Source organism: uncultured Amnibacterium sp., assembly GCF_964250715.1.
In the GTDB taxonomy this organism is placed as follows: domain Bacteria; phylum Actinomycetota; class Actinomycetes; order Actinomycetales; family Microbacteriaceae; genus Amnibacterium.
This window is the reverse complement of sequence record NZ_CAXUGX010000005.1, coordinates 121,851-141,159: the sequence shown is the minus strand read 5'-3', so window position 1 is coordinate 141,159 and position 19,309 is coordinate 121,851. Positions and strand designations below refer to the sequence as shown.

The 19,309-nt window shown below is 71.9% G+C and carries 15 protein-coding genes; 5 read left to right on the top strand and 10 right to left on the bottom strand.

The genetic code is table 11. From position 1 onward, the window contains the following. Positions 1 to 39: 39 nt before the first annotated feature. From ACFE7H_RS06975 to ACFE7H_RS06955, 5 genes are all read right to left on the bottom strand, one after another. A complete protein-coding gene (locus ACFE7H_RS06975) occupies positions 40 to 1,533 on the bottom strand; it encodes a carotenoid oxygenase family protein (protein WP_375400503.1) in 1,494 nt (497 codons plus the stop codon). A gap of 155 nt (positions 1,534 to 1,688) precedes the next feature. After that, a complete protein-coding gene (locus tag ACFE7H_RS06970; RefSeq protein WP_375400502.1) occupies positions 1,689 to 2,588 on the bottom strand; it encodes an ABC transporter permease in 900 nt (299 codons plus the stop codon). Continuing rightward, positions 2,585 to 2,740: a hypothetical protein gene (locus tag ACFE7H_RS06965; protein WP_375400501.1), complete on the bottom strand. Its 156-nt coding sequence runs from the start codon at positions 2,738 to 2,740 to the stop codon at positions 2,585 to 2,587. The genes ACFE7H_RS06970 and ACFE7H_RS06965 overlap by 4 nt, the downstream gene beginning before the upstream one ends. A 239-nt stretch (positions 2,741 to 2,979) precedes the next feature. Then, positions 2,980 to 5,712 (bottom strand): alpha/beta fold hydrolase, encoded by a 2,733-nt coding sequence (locus ACFE7H_RS06960; RefSeq protein ID WP_375400500.1) that lies wholly within the window; start codon positions 5,710 to 5,712, stop codon positions 2,980 to 2,982. Between the two features lie 75 nt (positions 5,713 to 5,787). After that, positions 5,788 to 6,531 (bottom strand): SDR family oxidoreductase, encoded by a 744-nt coding sequence (locus ACFE7H_RS06955; RefSeq protein WP_375400499.1) that lies wholly within the window; start codon positions 6,529 to 6,531, stop codon positions 5,788 to 5,790. A 174-nt stretch (positions 6,532 to 6,705) separates the two neighbouring features. Here ACFE7H_RS06955 and ACFE7H_RS06950 point away from each other — a divergent pair, with 174 nt between their 5' ends. The 3 genes from ACFE7H_RS06950 to ACFE7H_RS06940 are packed head-to-tail and all read left to right on the top strand — an operon-like array spanning position 6,706 to position 9,235. Then, positions 6,706 to 7,644, top strand: coding sequence for a hypothetical protein (locus ACFE7H_RS06950; protein ID WP_375400498.1), 939 nt, complete (start codon positions 6,706 to 6,708; stop codon positions 7,642 to 7,644). After that, complete coding sequence (locus tag ACFE7H_RS06945; protein ID WP_375400497.1) at positions 7,641 to 8,261, top strand: TetR/AcrR family transcriptional regulator; 621 nt, start codon at positions 7,641 to 7,643, stop codon at positions 8,259 to 8,261. The genes ACFE7H_RS06950 and ACFE7H_RS06945 overlap by 4 nt, the downstream gene beginning before the upstream one ends. 44 nt (positions 8,262 to 8,305) lie before the next feature. Next, positions 8,306 to 9,235: a hypothetical protein gene (locus tag ACFE7H_RS06940; protein ID WP_375400496.1), complete on the top strand. Its 930-nt coding sequence runs from the start codon at positions 8,306 to 8,308 to the stop codon at positions 9,233 to 9,235. Between the two features lie 36 nt (positions 9,236 to 9,271). Here the strand turns inward: ACFE7H_RS06940 and ACFE7H_RS06935 are convergent, their stop codons facing one another. The 5 genes from ACFE7H_RS06935 to ACFE7H_RS06915 form a co-directional block, all read right to left on the bottom strand. Then, complete coding sequence (locus ACFE7H_RS06935; protein WP_375400495.1) at positions 9,272 to 9,664, bottom strand: RidA family protein; 393 nt, start codon at positions 9,662 to 9,664, stop codon at positions 9,272 to 9,274. A gap of 312 nt (positions 9,665 to 9,976) precedes the next feature. After that, a complete protein-coding gene (locus ACFE7H_RS06930) occupies positions 9,977 to 10,759 on the bottom strand; it encodes an MBL fold metallo-hydrolase (RefSeq protein WP_375400494.1) in 783 nt (260 codons plus the stop codon). Between the two features lie 7 nt (positions 10,760 to 10,766). After that, a complete protein-coding gene (locus ACFE7H_RS06925) occupies positions 10,767 to 12,329 on the bottom strand; it encodes an APC family permease (RefSeq protein ID WP_375400493.1) in 1,563 nt (520 codons plus the stop codon). A 149-nt stretch (positions 12,330 to 12,478) separates the two neighbouring features. Continuing rightward, a complete protein-coding gene (locus tag ACFE7H_RS06920) occupies positions 12,479 to 15,283 on the bottom strand; it encodes an alpha-mannosidase (protein ID WP_375400492.1) in 2,805 nt (934 codons plus the stop codon). Then, a complete protein-coding gene (locus tag ACFE7H_RS06915) occupies positions 15,280 to 16,338 on the bottom strand; it encodes an ROK family protein (protein ID WP_375400491.1) in 1,059 nt (352 codons plus the stop codon). The genes ACFE7H_RS06920 and ACFE7H_RS06915 overlap by 4 nt, the downstream gene beginning before the upstream one ends. 133 nt (positions 16,339 to 16,471) lie before the next feature. Between ACFE7H_RS06915 and ACFE7H_RS06910 the strand changes: the two genes are divergently transcribed. Then, on the top strand, positions 16,472 to 17,218 hold the full coding sequence (locus ACFE7H_RS06910) for a hypothetical protein (RefSeq protein WP_375400490.1): 747 nt from the start codon (positions 16,472 to 16,474) through the stop codon (positions 17,216 to 17,218). Between the two features lie 31 nt (positions 17,219 to 17,249). Next, positions 17,250 to 19,274, top strand: coding sequence for a sensor histidine kinase (locus ACFE7H_RS06905; RefSeq protein WP_375400489.1), 2,025 nt, complete (start codon positions 17,250 to 17,252; stop codon positions 19,272 to 19,274). Positions 19,275 to 19,309: the final 35 nt, after the last annotated feature.

Genomic DNA, 19,309 nt, shown 5'->3' with positions numbered 1-19,309 from the left:
CCACATTGGTCCACGCGTATCCCGCTCCGTCGCCCGGTCTCAAGAGGGCAGCCAGTTGCCGTGGAAGCCGTGCGGCACGCGCACCGGCAGGTGCACCTGCGCGACCGACTCCAGCGTCGCCGCGTCCAGCAGCTCCAGCCGGTCGGCGCCGGTCTCGCCGTCGTGCACGAAGCCCATCAGCACCCCGTCGTCCTCGGCGGCGTCCGGACCGGACGGCACGAACACCAGCTCGCCCACTTCGACGCGGCTCCCCAGGCTGTGCCAGGTCGCCTGGCCGGTCTGGAAGTCGTAGCGGACGATGCGGCCGTCGATGAAGCCGGTGTCCGGCGCCAGGCCCGTTGCATACCCGTAGCGGTATACGTTCCCCAGCAGGCGCTCGTCGATGCGCGGGAACTCCTGCGGCCGGTCGTCGACCGTCGAATCCGTCGCCTTCCCGGTGACGAGATCCAGCCGCCAGCGCGCCAGGCGAGTGGTCAGCCCCTCCGGACCGTGCGCGTCGTCGTCGAAGACGCTGTCGTAGCGCACGCCGTCGACGATCACCGCGCGCACGCGGCCGTCCTCGTCCACCTCGTCGTAGGCGCCGAGCACGTGGAAGATGAAGCACTGGTCGATCTCGAACCAGCGCACGTTCACGCCCGACCCCTCACGCGGCAGCACGCCCAGGCGGCTCGGATGCTGCGGCGCCCAGCTGTACGGCATGTCGCCGTTCCGCAACCTGCTCGCCGCCAGGTCGGCCAGCCGGCCGTTCATCGGCACCCGCCCGATCATGCGGGAGGCGACCCGAGTCGCCGGCCCGATGATGCGCGGCGGCACGCCGACGGCGCGCATCGCGCGGCCCAGGTCGAATTCGATCGGCAGGTCGAGGACCACCACGTGCCCCTGCGTGAGCCCCATGTCGTGCACCATCGGGCTGCCGTGCACCGGCACGTCGACCACGCGTCGGGCTCGGCCCCGCGGATCCACGACCGAGTACTGCACGCGTCCGGGCCGGTCGAACCGGTACGAGATGGCGTGCAGCTCCCCCGTCGCCCGGTCGAGCTTCGGATGCGCCGTGTAGCCGCCGGGCAGCGTGCCCTGGAAGTTCCAGACCCCGACCGTCTCCAGCTCGTCGGTGAGGGCGTAGGCGGAGCCACCGGCCTCCACGAGTGCCAGCGTGGCGCCCGCGTGCTGGATGACGGTCGTGTTCGCCGCCACGCTGACGCCCGACGACGCGGGCGCGGGCTCCCCGAGCGCCTTCGCGGAGTCGGTGGAGCGCACCCAGCGGTTGCGGTACCACTCCGCCCGCCCGCCGCGCAGCCGGACGCCGTGCACCATGCCGTCGCCCATGAAGTAGTGGAACGTGGCGGCGTCCACCGGCCCGATCGGATTCGGCCCGTTGCGCACGTACCGGCCGTCGAGATATTCCGGGATCGTGCCGGTGACCCGCAGCGCGGTGATGGTCTCCTCGGCCTGTACCGGGTCGTAGGCGCCGCCGGCCAGCAGCTCGGTCATGGGGGCTGCGGCCGCGGTGGGGGTCGACTCGGTCGTCGTCATCGTGCTCCTTCTGGGATTCGGCGCCAGCCTGCGCTGCTCCCCTGGAAGCGCCTCGCGCGGTACCTGTGCCTTCGCGCGGTAGGCCCACCTACCGCGCGAAGGCCACACCTACCGCGCAGAGTCGTGCGGTCAGGCGGGTCTGCGGACTCGGCCGCTCAGCCCGAGACGTCTTTGCGGCTGAACCACCACGCGGCGACGGTACCCAGGATCAGCGTCCAGAGCAGGCCCGAGAGCAGCGAGTTCGCGACCGGGGCCAGGTCGACCGGGACGAACAGGAACTGCTGGAACGCCCTGGAGTAGTGGGTCGGCAGCGCGACGCGCAGGTCGCCGAGCGCGGGGATCGAGTCGAGGATGCGGGACAGGATCGACGCCAGCACCACGCCGCCCGCCGCGGCGAGCGGGCTGTCCGCGACCACCGTCAGCAGGGTGCCGAGTGCGGCCGCCCAGAGCAGGCCGACCGCGCCGACCGCCGTCGTGAGCGCCAGACGGATGACGGAGTCGCCGAGCCCGAGTCGCGGCCCGCCCGGCACCTGGATGCCGTCGGCGCCGTAGGAGAGCACGCCTACCAGCAGCGAGACCGCGGTCAGCGCGACGAGCCCGGCGAGCAGGATCGCCGACGCGACCGCGACCTTCACGGCGAGCAGCCGCATCCGCGGTACGGGGACGGTCAGCAGGTACTTCAGGGTCGACCGCGACGCCTCGCCGGCGATCAGGTCGCCGAACAGCAGCGCCGCGATCAGGGTCACGAGGAACCCCTCCGTCAGCACGAGCACGAAGGCCGCGAACGTGCCGCCGCTCACCTGCGCCAGCGCGACCAGGCTGGTCGTGCTGGAGCTGCTGGACGGCGGCGGGCCGCCCACCAGCAGCGCGATCCGCACGACCACGGGCAGCACCACCAGGATGATCAGCACGATCCGCACCCGCCACTGGCTCAACTGCCGAGCCAGCTCCACGCGGAACGGCAGTACGCCGCGGCGACGTTCCACGGTGTCCGCGGGATCGTTCTTCCCTGCTCGCCGAACCGACGTGGACTGCACGGCCGAGGTACTGCTCACGCGTCGTACGGGTCGATGAGGCCGCCGCCGAAACGCTCAAGATCTGCCTCAGGGCCGACCGGTGCATGAGTGTTCCAGAGCGTGTCGAGCGCGGGTCCGCCGACCCACCGATGCGGTGAAGCCGAAAGGGTGTTCCACGGGATGGAGGACATCGACCGACCGTAACGCTCAGCCTCTGCACCCATGCGCTCCTGACCGGCCTTCGCTCAACGTGCGTGCGGCTGCTCGACCGCGCCCCGATCGCTGCAGGGTTCGCGGTAGTCGTCACCATCACGCGGTAGGTACACCTACCGCGTCATGGTCGGCCTACCGCGCGAGGACGTGGTCCCAGCAGCGGCCGCGCGGATCGCCACGATGCCTGGCGTTGATTCTCATGCGGACGGGGCGGATCTCACGCCGACGGCTCCGTGGCGCCGATCAGGTCCAGGAACGCCTCCTCCAAGCGGCGGCCGCGCTGCAGGTCGGTCACGCCGACGCCGGCGCTCACCAGTGCGGCGACGACGGCCTGCACCGGATGGTCGCCCGGGGCGACGCGGATCCCGTCCGGTTCGTGCGGCTCGACCCGCTCGACGCCCAGTACGTGGACCGCGGTCAGCGCAGCCTGGATGTCGGTGACGCCGATGACCAGCTCGGTGGCGTCGCCGGCGACCTCGCCCACCTCGCCGGTGGCGACGACCCGGCCGTGGGACATGACGACCACGTGGGAGCAGGTGCGTTCCACCTCGCCCAGCAGGTGCGACGACACGATCACCGTGCGACCCCCCTCCGCGTACCGGCGCAGCACACCGCGCAGGGCGGTGATCTGCGGAGGGTCGAGGCCGTTGGTCGGCTCGTCGAGCACCAGCAGGTCGGGCATCCCGAGCATCGCCTGCGCGATCGCCAGGCGCTGCCGCATGCCCTGGCTGTAGCCGCGGACCTTCTTCGCGAGCGCGCCGCCCAGGTCGGCGACGGCCAGCGCCTCATCGAAGTGGGCCTCTCGTCGCGGGCGGCCGGTGGCGGCCCAGTACAGCTGCAGGTTGCGGCGGCCGGAGAGGTGGGGCAGAAAGCCCGGACCCTCGATGAAGCAGCCCAGACGCGCGAGCACGGGCGAGCCGGGGACGATCGTCGCGCCGAACGCCGTAGCAGTACCGCTGTCGGGCCGGATCAGGCCGGCGACCATGCGCAGGGTGGTCGTCTTGCCGGCGCCGTTCTCGCCGAGCAGGCCCAGCACCTGGCCGCGCTCCACTGTGAACGACACGTCGTCGACCGCCAGGAACCCGGAGCGGAAGCGCTTGGTCAGGCCGCGGATCTCGAGCGGCGGGCCCTCCTGCACCTGCATCTCCTCCTTCGCATCCGGCCCCGCACCCGGGCGCCGCGCGGCGCGCCGACCCCGGATCAGCGCCACGGCGATCAGCAGCAGGGCGGCCAGCAGCGTCGCCCCGATGCCGATCAGCACGCCGAGTGACGGCCGGCCCGCGGTGCGGTCGGTCGCGACCGGGGTCACCGTGGGCAGGGCGATCGGTCCGTCGAGCGACACCCGGTAGGCGGTCGGCGTGGTACTGCCCTGGAACTGGGAGTCGCTGGTGCGCAGGGTGAGCGTGAGCCGATCGCCGGGGCTGAAGCTCCAGGCGGTGCCGGGCAGCGTCGCGGTGAGGTCGGTACCGCCGGCAGGCAGCGTGACGCGGATGGGTGCGACGCCGCCGGGCAGCACGCGGTCAGCATCGCCGGTGCGCACGCTCAGCTGGGCGTAGAGCAGTGCGTCCGCGGCCGACGTGCCGCCCGACACCGGCTGCACGCGGATGTGCACGGTGGCGGCGCCGGCCAGCACGACCGGCGAGGTGAGTGGAGCGGAGACGAACTGCGCCTGCTCCGCGGGCGGGTTGGCACGGCCGAGCAGTCCGGCGGCGGCACGGCCGACGGCACTGCCGGTCCCGAGCCCGGGCAGGCCGGTGACGGAGGCGGGCTGTCCGCCGGGCGGATTGACGACCGTCGCAGCGGGGCCGGCGAGCGGGATGCGGCGCACCGGACCCGCGCCTGACAGGCCTGGATAGCGCGCGGCCGTGACGACCTGGCCGAACCCGGTCGCGCTCGCCGGTACGGCGTAGCTGAACGTGGCCGGCACCGAAGTGTGCGCCTGCAGGTGCGCCGCGAGCCACGATCGGATCACCGCGTCGGTGCCGACGATGCCGCCGCCGTCGTGGCCGCCGTCGAACCAGCGCACCTGCACCGGCGCTCCGGCGCGCGCAATCGCGCGGGCGTTCGCATCCGACTGGTCCAGGCCGAACAGCGAGTCCTGCAGCCCCTGTAGCAGCAGAGTCGGGGCGTGCATGCCTGCCAGCACGGTCGACGGCGACGACCGGCGCAGCAGCGCCAGGTCCGCGGCGCCCAGGGTGCCGCCGGTGACGAGGTTGTCGTACAGGGCGCAGAACCGCGGCGTGAAGCGCCCGCACGGATTCGATGCGGCGGTGATGCCCGCTCCGAAGAGGCGGGAGGCCCAACCGGACTTGAAGTCCCGCTCGGGCGTCGCCGTGGAGCCGGCGACGCGGCCGGCCGAGGCGGGGACCAGTGCATCGGCGAGATCGTTCCAGGTGATCGCGGCGACCACGGTGTCGATGCGCGGATCGGTCGCGCCGAGCATCAGCGCTAGCGCGCCGCCGTACGACCCGCCGACCGCGCCCACGACCGGGTCGCCGCCTTGCTTCTGGACCGCGGGGCTGCGGGCGAGCACGTCGGTAAGCGCCCGCGCATCCGGCACCTCGCCGTCCAGGGAGTCGAGCCCGATCGAGCCCCCGGAGCGACCGAAGCCCCGCGCGGTGTACGCGAGGACCACGTACCCGGCGGCCTGCAGCCGCTTCGCCTCCGGTATCAGGTCGGTCTTCGTCTGACCGAACCCGTGCGCGAGCAGCACGGCCGGCGCCGGAGTGGTGGCCGGGGTGTACAGGTCGACGTCCAGCCGGATGCGCGCGGTGCTGCCGGGCGATTCCGCGACCGGCACGAAGAAGGAGCGCACGCTCGTGGTGTTCTTCGCCGTGACCTCTGTGGGCGCGGCGCCGACCAGCAGCAGACCGACCATCGCGGCGACGAGGACCCGCGCGATCCGAGCGACCGCGTGCCGGGCCGGAACGGTGGCGCGCGCGGTCGGCATAGAAGATTGTCCCTGCCCCGGCTCGACGTTCGTGCCAGCCGAGGCAGCGGGGTGCGTGCCCCTCCCCCTCAGGCCCTACGCGGCGCGCGGTGTGCCCGGCCGCACGACGATCTCGCCGATGTCGACGCCGTCCGGCTGGCTGAGCGCGTAGGCGATGGCCTCCGCGACGGCTTCCGGGGGCATGCTGCGGGCGTCCCTCCGCTGCTCGAGCTGCGCCTTCACCTGCTGGTTCGTCGTGGTGGAGGAGAAGTTGGTGCGGGTCCTCCCCGGCACGATCGTGGTGACCCGGACCGTACCGTCGAGCTCCTGTCGCATCCCGTCCGACATGGTGCGCAGCGCGGCCTTCGTGGCGGCGTAGATCGACGTCGTCGGCAGCGGGGTGAGCGCCGCGGTCGACGCCACGGTCACGATGTGGCCGGAGCCCTGCTGAAGGAAGACCGGCAGCGCGGCCGCGATGCCGAACAGCACGCCCTTCAGGTTCACGTCCACCATCGCCTCCCACTCGTCGACCTTCAGATCCGAGAGCGGCGAGACGGGCATGATGCCGGCGTTGTTCACGATCGCGTCCAGCCGCCCGTAGTGCTCGCGCGCAGTCGCCACGAGGCCCAGCAGGTCCTCGCGGCGGGTCACATCGGTCGGTGCCGAGACCGCCGATCCGCCGCATTCCGTGATCGTCCGGGCCAACCGCCGCAGAGGTTCGACGCTGCGGGCGCCCAGCACCACCCGTGCTCCACGAGCGGCGAGCAACTGCGCGGTCGCCGCGCCGATGCCGCTGCTGGCGCCGGTGATCGCCACCACCGAATTGCCGATGTCCGCCATGGTCCGCTCCTCCGAAGCGACGCGAGTCGTCCGTCATGGAGTGGGTTCCGCGGAGCAGATGACCGGCGGCGCATCGCGGATACGAAATTAACGGACAGTCGTCCGTTTTTGCAGTGCGAAGCCTGATACTTTGCCAGGGTGCCGGTTCTGAAACGGAAAGGGCGAGTTGCGAGGTTGAGTGCCTTGCTTGCGACGGGGCTGGCCGGCTTCGGCTTGACCGCGGCCGGGTTCACCGTCGCAGTTGCCCAGGTCGCCGGCGTCTTCAGGTCGGCAGCAACGTCGTGGGCATCCCCTCCGACCGCCGTGCCCGAGTTGGCTCTCGGCCCGATCCCGAGCATCACGAGTTGGCGGGAGATTTCTCTCCCAGTCGACTCCTTCAGAGAGAGTTCGGCGGCGCGCAATACCGTGCTCACGGCGGAGTATCAATTGACAAAGTCCTGCATGGCTCGATACGGCCTGACGTTTGACTCGCCCGTGTGGACGACTCCGGCAACGAACTCCGACTACTATCGCCTCTTCGGCTTGCTCGACCTCGTCCATGCACGAAAGTACGGTTATCACACTGGCGAGAGGCTGCTGAGCGACGGCGAGGCGGCGCCGCAACCCGGAGTCACGGAGAACCCGTCCGAATCAGCGCCGAACTATCTCGCCGTCGTCATGGGCGATCCACCCGGTCGTGTCGTGAACGGCCGGACTGTGCCACCGGGCGGGTGCATCGGCGCGGCGAGGTCGAAGCTGGGTGATTCCTCGAAGATCCTGAACCTCAAGGAAGAAGCCATCGGCTACGGCCTGAGCCAGTCGAACGCCGATCCCCGGGTCATCAAGGCATTCGCCTCGTGGAGTGCGTGCATGCAGAAGGCGGGATTCTCGTATGCGAATCCGACGGAAGCCAATAACGACTGGAACGGGAACATCGTGACTGCAGTCGAGAAACGCGCGGCAACAGCGGACGTCAGTTGCAAGGTGACGACGAACCTGACAGGACTTCGCGTCGCAGTCGCATCCGCATGGCAGAAGAAGTTCATCCGCACTCACGCCACACAATTCGCTGCGATGAGGCCCGAGATCGATGACCAGGTTGCGCGAGCCAAGTCTGTACTGCCGAAGGATTGACCTCGCCGATCCACTGTGCCGGCGGGGCTGACTACGATCCAGTTGTGTCTGCGGGGCCGGCGGTTGTCGAAGCCGCAGCGTTGCGCGCGGACGCGCAGCGGAACCGGGAGGCCATCCTCGAGGTTGCGCGGGCCGCACTGAAGCAGCACAAGCCGTTCTCGATGTCGGCGATTGCGCGGCGGGCCGGTGTCGGTCAGGGGACGCTCTACCGGCACTTCCGAAGCCGCGAGGCGCTCATCATGGCGGTCCACCGCCAGGACGTCGCCGAGCTCGTGCAGGTCGCACCGCTGCTGCTCGAGCAGCACCCGCCGCTTCGTGCCCTGCAGCTGTGGCTCGAACGTCTCGCCGCCTACGGGCGCATCAAGCACGGACTCGCGGGCGCGCTGCACGGGGTCGACCGCGCGCAGCTCGAAGGCGAGGGATACGGACCGATCCTCGGTGCGATCACCCTGCTGCTCGAGCCCAACCAGCGCGCCGGTGTGTTGCTGGCGGATGTGGATGCGCAAGATCTGCTGCTGCTCGTCGGCTTCCTCTGGCGGATCGATCTGGACGACGACTGGGAGAGCCGGCATCACCGCCTGCTTCAGTTGGTGCTCGCCGGACTGCGCGTCCCCTGAGCGATGGGTCGAAGCGGCGCCCGCCCGCTCACTACGGTCCCGGCATGGACCTGGCCTTCACCGGTTCCCTGTCGTTCTGCCGCGGCCCCGCGCCGTTCCACTTCGTCACTTCGCCGTCTGACTGCCGGTGGCCGCCGCACATGGACGTGCGGCACGCGATGCGTTCGGTCGTGGAGCAGAGTGGGCAGGTGCCCACCGTCAGCCCCGATCCGGTCGAGCCGTCGGAGGCCGGCCGAACCGCTCTCTTCGAGGAGCTGCGCCGCCGCGTCTACGAGCCGGACGCCTCCGAGGAGGATCGTGCCCGGTACCGTGCCGCTGTCGAGTACCGGGATCGGTACGCGAGCGCCGCACTGCCGCAGACGCCGGACCCGTCGCTCGATCAGTCTGCGGCCCCTCCGCCTCCCCCTCCGCCTCCTCCCCGGCGTCGGCGCCTCAGGCAGGCGACCGTCGGGGTGCTCCTGCTGGTGGTCGCCGCCGTGGCGGTCGTGGTCGGGTTCCCCCGCGCCGCCGGCCCCCGGGACACAGCGCCGGCGACGGTCCGGGTCGACGCGCCCGAGCGCTCAGAGTTGCTGCAGAACCTGGCCGCCGGCAAGGTCGCCGGTATCAGCGCCTACCTGCTGACCCACTCCAGCCTGTCCGCCCTGCGCACCGCGACCCGGTTCGTCACCACCGAGTGGCGCGGGAAGGGGTCCCGCACGATCACCACGCCGTCCGCATCCGGCCAGCACGGGCGGGTGACCGTCCTGCTGGTGCTCGCGACAGGTGCGCACGCCGAGTGGTCGGCGGTCCGGACGAGCCGCGACGGTGTGGGACGCATGCGCCTCGTTGTCCTGGCGACGCGCAGCGGCGACCAGCAGGCGGGGATCCCGACGACGGCGACGTTCCCCACCACGACGCAGGGCGGGCCGGATCGACTGCTGATCGTCGTGCCGCGCGGGGTGCAGTGGGGCGCCGAGATGGTCCTCACCGACTGAGCGGATCCGACTGATCGGGCTGGAACCAGCGGACCGTCAGCGTGCAGCGACGACCGCGATCTCGATCAGCCACGCGGGCTGCGCGAGCGCCGGCACGGTGACCAGGGTGCTCGCGATGAGCCGGCCGCCGAGAAAGGCGTCGCGCTCCGCCATCGCCTGGCCGAGGCCCCGCTCCATCGCCGAGGCGACGACGTAGGTGGTGACGCTGACGATGTCGGCCGCGGTCATGTCGGCTTCGGCCAGGATCGTGGCGATGTTCCGCCAGATGAGCGTCGCCTGCTGCGGCACGCCCTCCGGAACCGCGCCGTCCCGGTCGACCGGCACGACGCCGGCGCTGTGCAGCCACCGCGATGCCTGCGTCACCAGTACGGCGTGGGCGTAGTGGGCGGGCGGATCGCCCAACTCGTCGGGCATCACCGGCTGCTGCATGCGGCCGAGAGTAGTAGTCAGCACCGGTAGTGAGCACCGGTAGTGAGCACCGGGTGGCGGGCACCGGCAGTGGCCACACCAGCAGGACCAGGTCTCGACAGCAGGTCCATGGTCGAACACGGACCTGCTGTTGGGACCCTGTCCTGCCGTCGTGCTGGTGGCGTCGCCCTGCGGGCGCAGGGTCATCGTGGCGGCGAGGCGAATACCGAAGCAGAGCGAGGCGGATACCGAAGCAGATGCGGCCCGGCCAGGTTCGGCCACGTTCCTGCGCAGCCTCCCTCCCTCCAGCTGTCGACTCAGCACATCAGCAGGTCACGGTCCGGACAGCAGGTCCCCCGTCGACCACGAGCCTGCTGTCGGGACCCTGTCCTGCTGACGTGCTGGGAGTCGCGGGTCGGATGGGGGCGCGCCGGTGCGGAGTGCGGCGAGGAAGCGGCGGTCGGCCTGCAGGCGGGCGACGCCGTCGCGGCCCGGACGGCCGTGTCCCGGGACCACGATCAGGGCGCGCTCCGCGAACGGAGCCAGGGTGTCGAGTCCCGCCGCGTAGGTGTCGCCGGCCGCATCGCTCGGGTCGAGCAGCGGCGCCTCGATGTCGCTCAGCATGTCGCCGGCGATCAGAACCCGGTGCGAGGGGAGCCACAGTGCCGCGTGCCCGGGAACGTGCGCGTCGTGCGGGATCACCCGGACGACGGGGCCGTCCCACGGCACCGTGTCCCCGACGACCGGGATCACGGCACCCAGGCGGTCCAGCACCTGCCGGTCGTGGCCGGGGCCCAATTCGGTGAGCAGGGCCGCGCGGTCCGCTCGAGCCCGCCGCGCCGTCTCCGCCGTCGCCCAACGGGGCCCGTCGCCGAATCCCCGATGCCAGAGCAGGTGGTCGAAGTGGGCGTGCGTGGCGAAGCCGGCCGTCGGGCGCAGGTGTCGTGCCCGCAACTCGCGGGCGAGTCCGTCGAGTTCGTCGGGCGTCCACGCCGGGTCGACCAGCAGCACGGCGCCGCGCGGCCCCAGCACGACGACAGTGTTAATCGCATCGCGCCGGCTGGTCGCGATCAGCACGCCCGGCGCGACCGGGCGCAGTCGCTCCGGTGCGCTCACTCCTCCATCATCGAGCCGCGTCCGCTGCGGCACCCGCCACGGCAGCGTCCTCTGCGGTGATGCCAGCAAGCGCGTTTTCGATGCGGGTGGGGCGCCCCAGCCGCCAGAACAGCGCGCCGATGGCGACGAAGACCAGCACCGGGATCAGTTCGGTCCCGAAGTACAGCCAGCCCTCCGACGCCTTCCAGCCGCTCGGCCGGAAGTCGGCGCCGAACCAGTCGAAGCCGGCGCCAGGTGCGACCAGCTGCACCACGGTGAACGCGAGCAGCAGCATCAGCACGACGGTGAGCACCCGATACAACGGCATCCGGTAGGGCCGCGGCGTGTCCGGATGCGAGCGGCGCAGCTTCCAGAGCGCCGGGTAGATCAGCAGGTAGCTGATCAGCGTCGTCGAGATGGTGACACCCAGCACGGCGCCGAAGAACTTGGCGGCGTCGCCCTGGGTGATCACCTGGGCGAGCACCAGCACGATCGTGGAGATGATGCCGCTGAAGATGTTGACCCGCACCGGGGTGCCGAGCGTCGAATGCAGCACACCGAAGAAACGCGGAGCCGCCCCGTCGTAGCCGGAGACCGCGAGCGCGCGGTCGGAGCCCATGATCCAAGTGACGCCGCTGGTCAACAGGCAGAGCACGAGCAGCAGGGCACCCAGGTCGCCGAGCACCAGACCGGCGCCGGTCAGGGTCGGGGTGCCGGCGCTCACGGTGCCGCCGTAGACGGTGAAGACCGTCTTCAGCGCGTCGCCGAGCCCACCGAAGTTCGTGACCTGGCCGAGCGGCAACACGAGCAGGATGCCGAGGATCGGGATCGCGTAGAGCAGAAAGGAGGCGATCGAGGACCGCAGGATCGCGAACGGCACGTCGCGGCCGGGGTCCTTCATCTCCTCGCCGGCACTGTTCGGCAGCTCGAAGCCGACGTAGTTGAACAGGAGCACCCCCACGAGCGCCACGAATCCGCCGGCCGTCGGAATGAAATCGCTGCCGCCGAGCCCGTGCACGCCGTGCTGCGCGCCGTAGAGCGCGACCGAGACGGTGAACAGCCCGAGCAGCGCGAACCGTGCGAACGCGCCGACCGTGGTGATCCACTTGCCGATCTTGAACGACAGCACCGCGGCGAGCACGGCGACCCAGATGAAGACGATCGAGATGACGTACACCCAGACCGTCGGATACGCGGTGCCGCTGTTGAAGAACGTCTGCAGCGCCGCGACCGCGGTGATCGCCAGTGTGCCGCCCAGCCACACGGGGTTGGTGACCCAGTACATGAAGTTGTTGATGGCGCCCGCCAGGTGCCCGAACGCCATCCGCGTCCACAGGTAGGGACCGCCCTCCTGCGGGAACGCGGTGCCGAGCTCGGCGAACAGGAGCGCCTGCGGCACGAAGAACACGACCGCCAGCACCAGCATCCAGGTGAACGCCTCACCGCCGGAGGACGCCACCGACGCGATCGTGTCCACCCCGACGATCGTGCAGATCAAGAAGAACAGGATGTCGAAGCGGCCGAAATGCCGCTGCAGCTTGCTCGACTCCAGCAGCGCGGGCGCCGTGCCCACATTCATCGCGACGGCCATGAGGTGCCTCCCGTCCTGGCCGAGCGGCCACCGCGGTCATCGTCGCCGCTGCATGTTCCGGATGGGTTTCGGCGGCGTTTCGACTGGTCGGCACGGCCGTCGCCCTGCACATCAGCAGGTCACGGTCCCGACAGCAGGTCCGTGGTCGACTACGAGCCTGCTGTCGGGACGCTGTCCTGCTGAAGTGCTGGCTGGGGTGGTGATTCCAGCAGGTCGACCTCCTCCGGGGCGGCGGACGAGTCGAGGGGGATGCGCCAGGTGCGGATGCGGTTCGGCTCGAAGACCGTCTCGATCCGGTGGCCCGTCAGCGGGATGTCGATCACGGCCTCGGTGCGCTCCCCCGCGGTCTCGACGGCGCGGATGATCAACTCCGTCCCACCGGACCCCTCGCTCACGTCTTCCGTTCCCTTGATCGCCGTGACGAGCACGGTCGACGGAGTGATCGACGCCCACGAAGCCGTGTCGCCCAGGTCGCCGGGGTGGAAGCTCTCGAGCATCGCCCGCGGGCGCATCGTCAACTCGGTCGCGCGTCGATGCAGCTCGGTCTGGCGGAGGTCGGCGCCGTGCCGATCACCGCCGTGCGGAACGAGCGCATAGGTGAAGCGCTGGAATCCCTGGTCCTGGTAGCTGTAGACGCCCTCCGGGTCGAGCACCGTCGGGTCGTGCCAGGCGAAGACCGGGCTGCGGACCACGGTCACGCCGGTACTCGGACTCGACCTATCACCCGCTGGCCCGGTGTCGGCGCCATCCGCCGATCCGGCGTCGCCCGGCGACAGGTCGTAGCCGTGCTTGGCGTCGTTCACCAGCGCGAGCCCGACGCGCACATCCCGGCCGGCGGCGTCCTGCGCCGTTCCGGTCAGGTCGATCCAGGACTGGCCCGGCTCCTCCGCGCCGTTCACCGGGCACTCGATCGAGCCGAACGGGATCTCGATGCGTCCCGCCGGTTCGGTGAGCGCCACGGGGACGCGCAGCTTCAGCAGGTGGGCGCGCTCCTGCCAGTCCAGTTCCACGCGCACCTCGATCGCGTCGCCGTCGCGCGTGAGCAGGAACTCCTCCGCCATCCGCGAGCGGTGCCAGCGTCGCTCCACGCGCACCGCCGCTCGGTACGGCCCGTTCTCGCGCAGCACGATCCGGGCGGTCTCCATCGACGCGCCCGGCCAGGCGTAGGACACCACGCGATGGCCCCACGTGTCGGTCGGATCGCGGCAGATCTGCAGGTGCTCGCCGCGCGCGCCGCGCAGCAGGTCGACGCCGGTGCGGCGGTCGAGCAGGCTGGAGAACCAGCCGGTGCGGTGGTCGATGACGGCCCGGATCAGGTCGTTCTCCAGCACCGTCTCGTGCTCGCCCCGAGTCGCGATCGGGGCGGCGACCGGGGGCGCGACCGGCGCCGCCAGCGAATCGCCCGCAGCATCGGGCCGCGGAGGCGCAGGAGCGACCTGCCGAGGGGTGTTGCCGACGCCGCCGGCCCCGAACCCGCCGCCCCCGAACCGCCCACCCCCGGCGGCGTGCAGCGCGTAGCGGCGGACGCCGAACGGCGGCAGCTCGGCCCGGAACACCAGGGCGGCGCCCGCGCGACGGCCCACCTGCGAGCGCGACGCGATCGCCTGGCTCGGCACGAGCGCCCCGGCCGCATCGGTCACCCGCGCCGGGTCCACCTCCATCCCCGGCCCCAGGTGCACTTCGATCGAGGCGGTGACCGGCCACGGGTGATGGTTGAAGACGAGCACCGGCTGTGTGCTCGGGTCCAACGGCACATCCACCCGGCGCGCGACGGCGGCGTGGGACCGGGCGGTGATCCGCTTCGCCACCGCGACCGCCTCGCCCAGCTGGTCGCGGGCATCGTCGTAGGCCGCCTCGATCGCCGAGCCCGGCAGCACGTCGTGCACCTGGTTCAGCAGCACCTGCTTCCAGGCGCGCTCCAGGTCCTCCCTGGGGTAGGCGACGCCGTCCCGGGCCGCGGCGACGACGGCCCACCGTTCGGCGACCAGCAGCGCGGTGTGGGCGCGCCGCTGCCACTGCGTGATGCCGGAGTGCGCGGAGTAGCAGCCGGCCGCGTGGTGCTGCAGGCCGCCGTCGACCACGGGCAGGTCGCCGGCCCCGCGCTGCCGCACGACATCGAAATAGGCCTGCGGACTCGACATCGGCAGCGCCCCGAACGAGCCCATGCGGTCGAAGCGGTGGATCGTCTCGATCTGCCGCACCGTCGGCCCGCCGCCGTGGTTGCCGACGCCGTAGAAGACCATGGATTCGGTGACCGACGGGTCGAACTCCGCGAGCGCCTTCTCCAGGTGCCGGTCGACGGACTCGCGACTGGACTGGTACTCGAACGGGATGCGGAACGCCAGCACCTCGCTGCCGTCGGGCGACCGCCAGCGGAACAGGTTCTGCGGCAGGGCCTTCTCGGACGCCATCGGCCGCAGGAAGCAGTAGGCGTTCATCCGCTGGCCGGTCAGGATCGCGGGCAGCATCGCGTGGTGCCCGAAAGGGTCCACGTTCATGCCGACCGACGCGATGCGGCCGAACCGCTGCTGCAGAAATCGCTGGCCGTAGAGGCCCTGCCGCACGAACGACTCCCCCGCGGGCAGGTTGCAGTCGGCCTCCACCCACCAGCCGCCGGTGTTCACCCAGCGGCCCTCGGCCACCCGCTGCCGGATGCGCGCGAACAGCGCGGGGTCCTGCTCCTCGACCCAGGCGAGCAGCAGCACCTGGTCGCAGGTGAAGACGAAGTCGGGATACTCGTCCATCCGGTCGAGGATGGAGGCGAAGGTCGCCCGCGCCTCCTGGTACCCCTCCTGCCACGGCCAGAGCCACACGACGTCGATGTGGGCGTTGCCGATCATGTGCACCGTCATGTCGGGCGCCGCGGCCGGCCGGGGCACGAAGGGCACGTCGTCGGGCTCGAAGTGCTGCGGCGCATTCGCGATCGGCGCGTCGGTATTCGGGGCGTCGGTCACGGTGTGTGCTCCTTCGGTCGCTGCAGCAATGGGTGGTCGGAGCGGCCCCGGTCGGAGGGAGAGAGCTGCTCGATCGCGCGCAGTCGGTCGAGCGCGAGCGATCCGGCGCCGACTGCCGGCGCGGTGTCACCCAGGGCGGCGAGCCGCACCTGAACGGTCCGGGCGACCGGGCGCATGGCGTCCTGTGCGATCGTGCGGCGGACGGGTTCGAGCAGCAGGTCTCCGGAGCGGGTCAGGCCGCCGCCCAGCACGACGATCTCGGGTTCGAGCACATTCACAAGATCGGTGAGGGCGGCGCCGAGGCAGTCCATCCCGTCCTGCCAGAGCTCGGTGGCGAGGTCGTCCGTCCCGACCAGGTCGGCGATCCGCTCGGCGGTGACCGGCTCGAGGTCCGACAGCGCGGAGGCGCGTCCCTCCGCCATGAGCTCATGGGCACGCTTCGCCAGCTGCGTGCCGGCGACGTACGCCTCGACGCAGCCGACCCTCCCGCACGTGCAGCGCCGCCCTCCGGGCCGGGCGAGCACGTGGCCGAACTCGCCGCCGTTCGTGGTGGCGCCGCGTAGCAGCCGCCCGTCGAGCACGGCTCCGCCGCCCATGCCGCTCGAGATCGTGACGTAGACCATCGAGCCGGTGCCTCGCGCGGCGCCCCAGCGGAACTCGCCCCACGCGCCCGCCGATCCGTCGTTGACGAGAGTCGCGGGAACCTCGTATCGCTCCGACGCCAGCGGGCCGATCGGCACGTGATCCCAGCCGGGCAGGTGCAGCGGACCGAGCAGCAGACCGGCGTCCGCGTCGAGCGGGCCGCCGCAGGCGATACCGACCGTGGCGATCGTGTCGTTCGCGACGGTCCGCTCGCCGAGTTCGAGCAGTCGGCGGACGACCCGATCCGGTCCCTCGTCCCGCAGCGTCGGGCGGCTCGACCACCGGACCGCGCGTCCGGTCTCGTCTACGAGGGCCGCGGCGAGCTTGGTCGCGCCGATGTCGAGGGCGAGCGCCACCTCCGAGCCGTTGCTGCTACCCGAAGCGCCGCCGGTGGTACTGGTCGCGCTCGTCATCCTGCGCTCAGCCTGTCACGGCGCAGCCGAGCAGCCGCCTGCCTTCCATTCGGGACGTGTTGTCCCTGTCACCCGGGACGTCGGGAGGTCGAGGCTCGGCGTATCCGCCCCGACCGACACCGAAGGACATCCCATGACCGCAACTGTTCCCTCCGCCCCCGACCCGACCGCCTCACATCCGACCAACCCCGACCCGACTGCCCCCACCCCGACTGTTCTGGACCCCGCCGAGGTCGTTGCTCGCCCTCTCGCCGCGGATGTCGCGCGGCACCGGGTCGCGCTCGGGCTGGCCGTGCTCGGTCCGATCCTGCTCCTCGCCGGCACCGTCGCGAGCCCCGACCTGGGCGGCACCAATGCGCAGGTGCTCGCCAACGTGCCGGCCGTGGCCGACCAGCTGCTGACCGCGCACCTGCTGAACACGGCGGGCTCGCTCGCGTATGTGGTGACAGTGCTCGTCACCCTGCGCATCCCGGCGAAGGTCGGTTCGGTGCTCCGCCTGATCGGCGGCGTCGTGGCGATGGCCGGGTTCATCAGCAATGCGCTCGGCGAGGTGCTCGACGGCTATGCGGCGTGGGCCGGCGCCGTCGCACACGTGCCGCCGGCGATCGAGGCGCGACTGTTCGACGTGCTCGACGCCGCGCCCGCCGCCCTGCCCGTCTCGTGGCTGGCCATCCCGGTGGCGGTGCTCGGCGGCATCGTGCTCTGGATCGGCGTGCTGCGCGCGCACCGCGTCGTGCCGCTGTGGGCACCCGTCGTGGCGATCGTCGGAGCTGTGATCAGCGCCCTCGTGCCGACCGGGCCGCTCGCCCTGCTCGGCGTCGTTGGTGCAGTGGGCGCCATCGCCACGGCCCTGCTGGCGGATCGCAGCGCGCGCCCTTGACCCGGTCGGGCACGACGCGGACACTGCAGCGATGACGGTGGGCTCGATCGCACCGGGCGGCCGGCGGCTCACCCCCTCCGCCGTCGCCGTGTGCTCGGTGGTCTTGGCCGCAGTCGGAATCACCCTCGCCTGCGCCCGGCCGACGGTTGCGAACCTCGTCCAGGGGCACGTGCTCGGTGACGCGGCCGTGACCGTCGTCGCGGCATTCGTGGGTGCCCTCATCCTGAGCAGGATCCCGCGGCAGCCCGTCGGCCGGCTCTTCGCCGCGGTCGGGATCGCGGACGGCGTCGCCCTGCTCGCCTCCGGCCTGCAGTTGGCTCGGCCCGACGACGTGCTCGCGCTGTGGGCCGCGGAGTGGACGTGGCAGCCGGGTCTCGGTCTGCTCGTCGGCGTGCTGCCCCTCGTCGTCCCGGAGGGGGTGCGAGGCCGGTTCGAGCGGACGCTGCTCGCCGTCGGCCTCGGCGGCATCGTCGCATGGACGCTCGGCTCCGCCACCGCCGAGCGGCTCGCCTCCGGGCCCCGCACCTCCGTGCGCAATCCCTTCGCCCTGGCGCCCGGCGACGCGATCGCCTCCGGAGCGCTCGTGGTCTGCGCGGCCGTGAGCGCGATCGCCGTCGCGGTGCTCGTCCGGCGGATCGTGCGAAGCCCCGAGCAGCGCCGGCGACTGCTGCCACTGCTCGCCGCCGGAGTCGTCGTGCTGTTCTGCGTGGGTATCGCTCCGCCGCTCGGCGTCGGCGGTGTCGTGCTGCAGGACCTGGCCGTGCTGCTCGTGCCCGTCGCCTGCCTGGTCTCCGTGCTGCGCCTGCGCCTCTACGACCTGGAGGTGGTGATCGGCCGGTCGGTCGTCTGGGTGGCGCTGGCCGCGCTGCTCGTCGGGGGCTATGTGGTGATCGTGCAGGCGTCGGGCCGCCTGCTGCGCGTGCCCGGATTACCCGCGTCCGTGCTCGCGACGGCCGCGGTGGCGTTCGCCTTCGCGCCCGCGCGCGACGGTCTGCAGCGGCTGGTGAGCCGCTGGCTGTACGGGGCACGTGGCGACCCGGCGGCGGCGCTGGCGGCGACGACCCGCGTGCTCGCCGGCGGCGTCGACCCGCGACCCGCGCTCGAACGGGCGGTCGACGAACTCGCCCGGGTGCTGCGCTGCCCCGGCGCCCGGATCGTCCGCAGCGGCGTGGTGCTCGTCGGACGCCGGGACGGGCCGGCCGCGGTGTCGGTGCCCCTACGCCTGGGCGCGCTGGAGGTCGGCCGACTGGAGGTGCTTGCCCGCTCGCCCGGCGAGCGCTACTCACCGGCAGACGAGCGGCTGCTGATGAGCGTCGCGCCGCCGCTCGCCGCCGCCGTTGCCGCGGTCGCCGCGCAGGACGACCTGCGGGCGGCGCGCAGCCGACTGGCCGTGGCGCGCGAGGAGGAGCGCCGGCGCGTCCGCGAGCAGTTGCACGACGACATCGGACCGTCCCTCGCGGCCGTCTCGATGCAGGCGGCGACGGCGCGCAAGCGACTCGAGCGGCACGACGAACAGGGTGCGGCGGCCGCCCTGCAGGTCGTCCGCACCACGGTCGAGCGCGCGGGAGCCGACCTGCGCCAGGTCGTGGACGCTCTCGGTCCGCGGGCGCTCGACGAACTCGGACTGGCCGGATCCGTCACCGATCTGGCCGCGTCCATCGGCGGCGATGCCGTGACGGTCGACGTGCAGGTCGGTCCGCTGCCGCCGCTACCGGCCGCGACGGAGCAGGCGGCGTACCGGATCGTGGCGGAGTCGCTCGCGAACGTCGTACGGCACTCCGGCGCCGGCCACGCCCGGGTGTGCATCCGCAGCGCCTCGGACGCGTCGGCGATCCTCATCGAGGTGTCGGACGACGGCCGAGCGACCGCCCTCGATCGACGCGGCGGCGTCGGTATCGCATCGATGCGCGCCCGCGCAGAGGAGTTGGGCGGGACCCTGCGGGTGGTCACGGGCGTTGCAACGGGCGCCCGTACGGGCGCCGGTACCACGGTCACCGCGCGCCTGCCCCTGGACGATGCGCCCATGCTCACCGCGGACCGGCGGGAGGAGCAGTGACGGGCGGAGGAGCGGAGGAGTGACGGGCGAAGAAG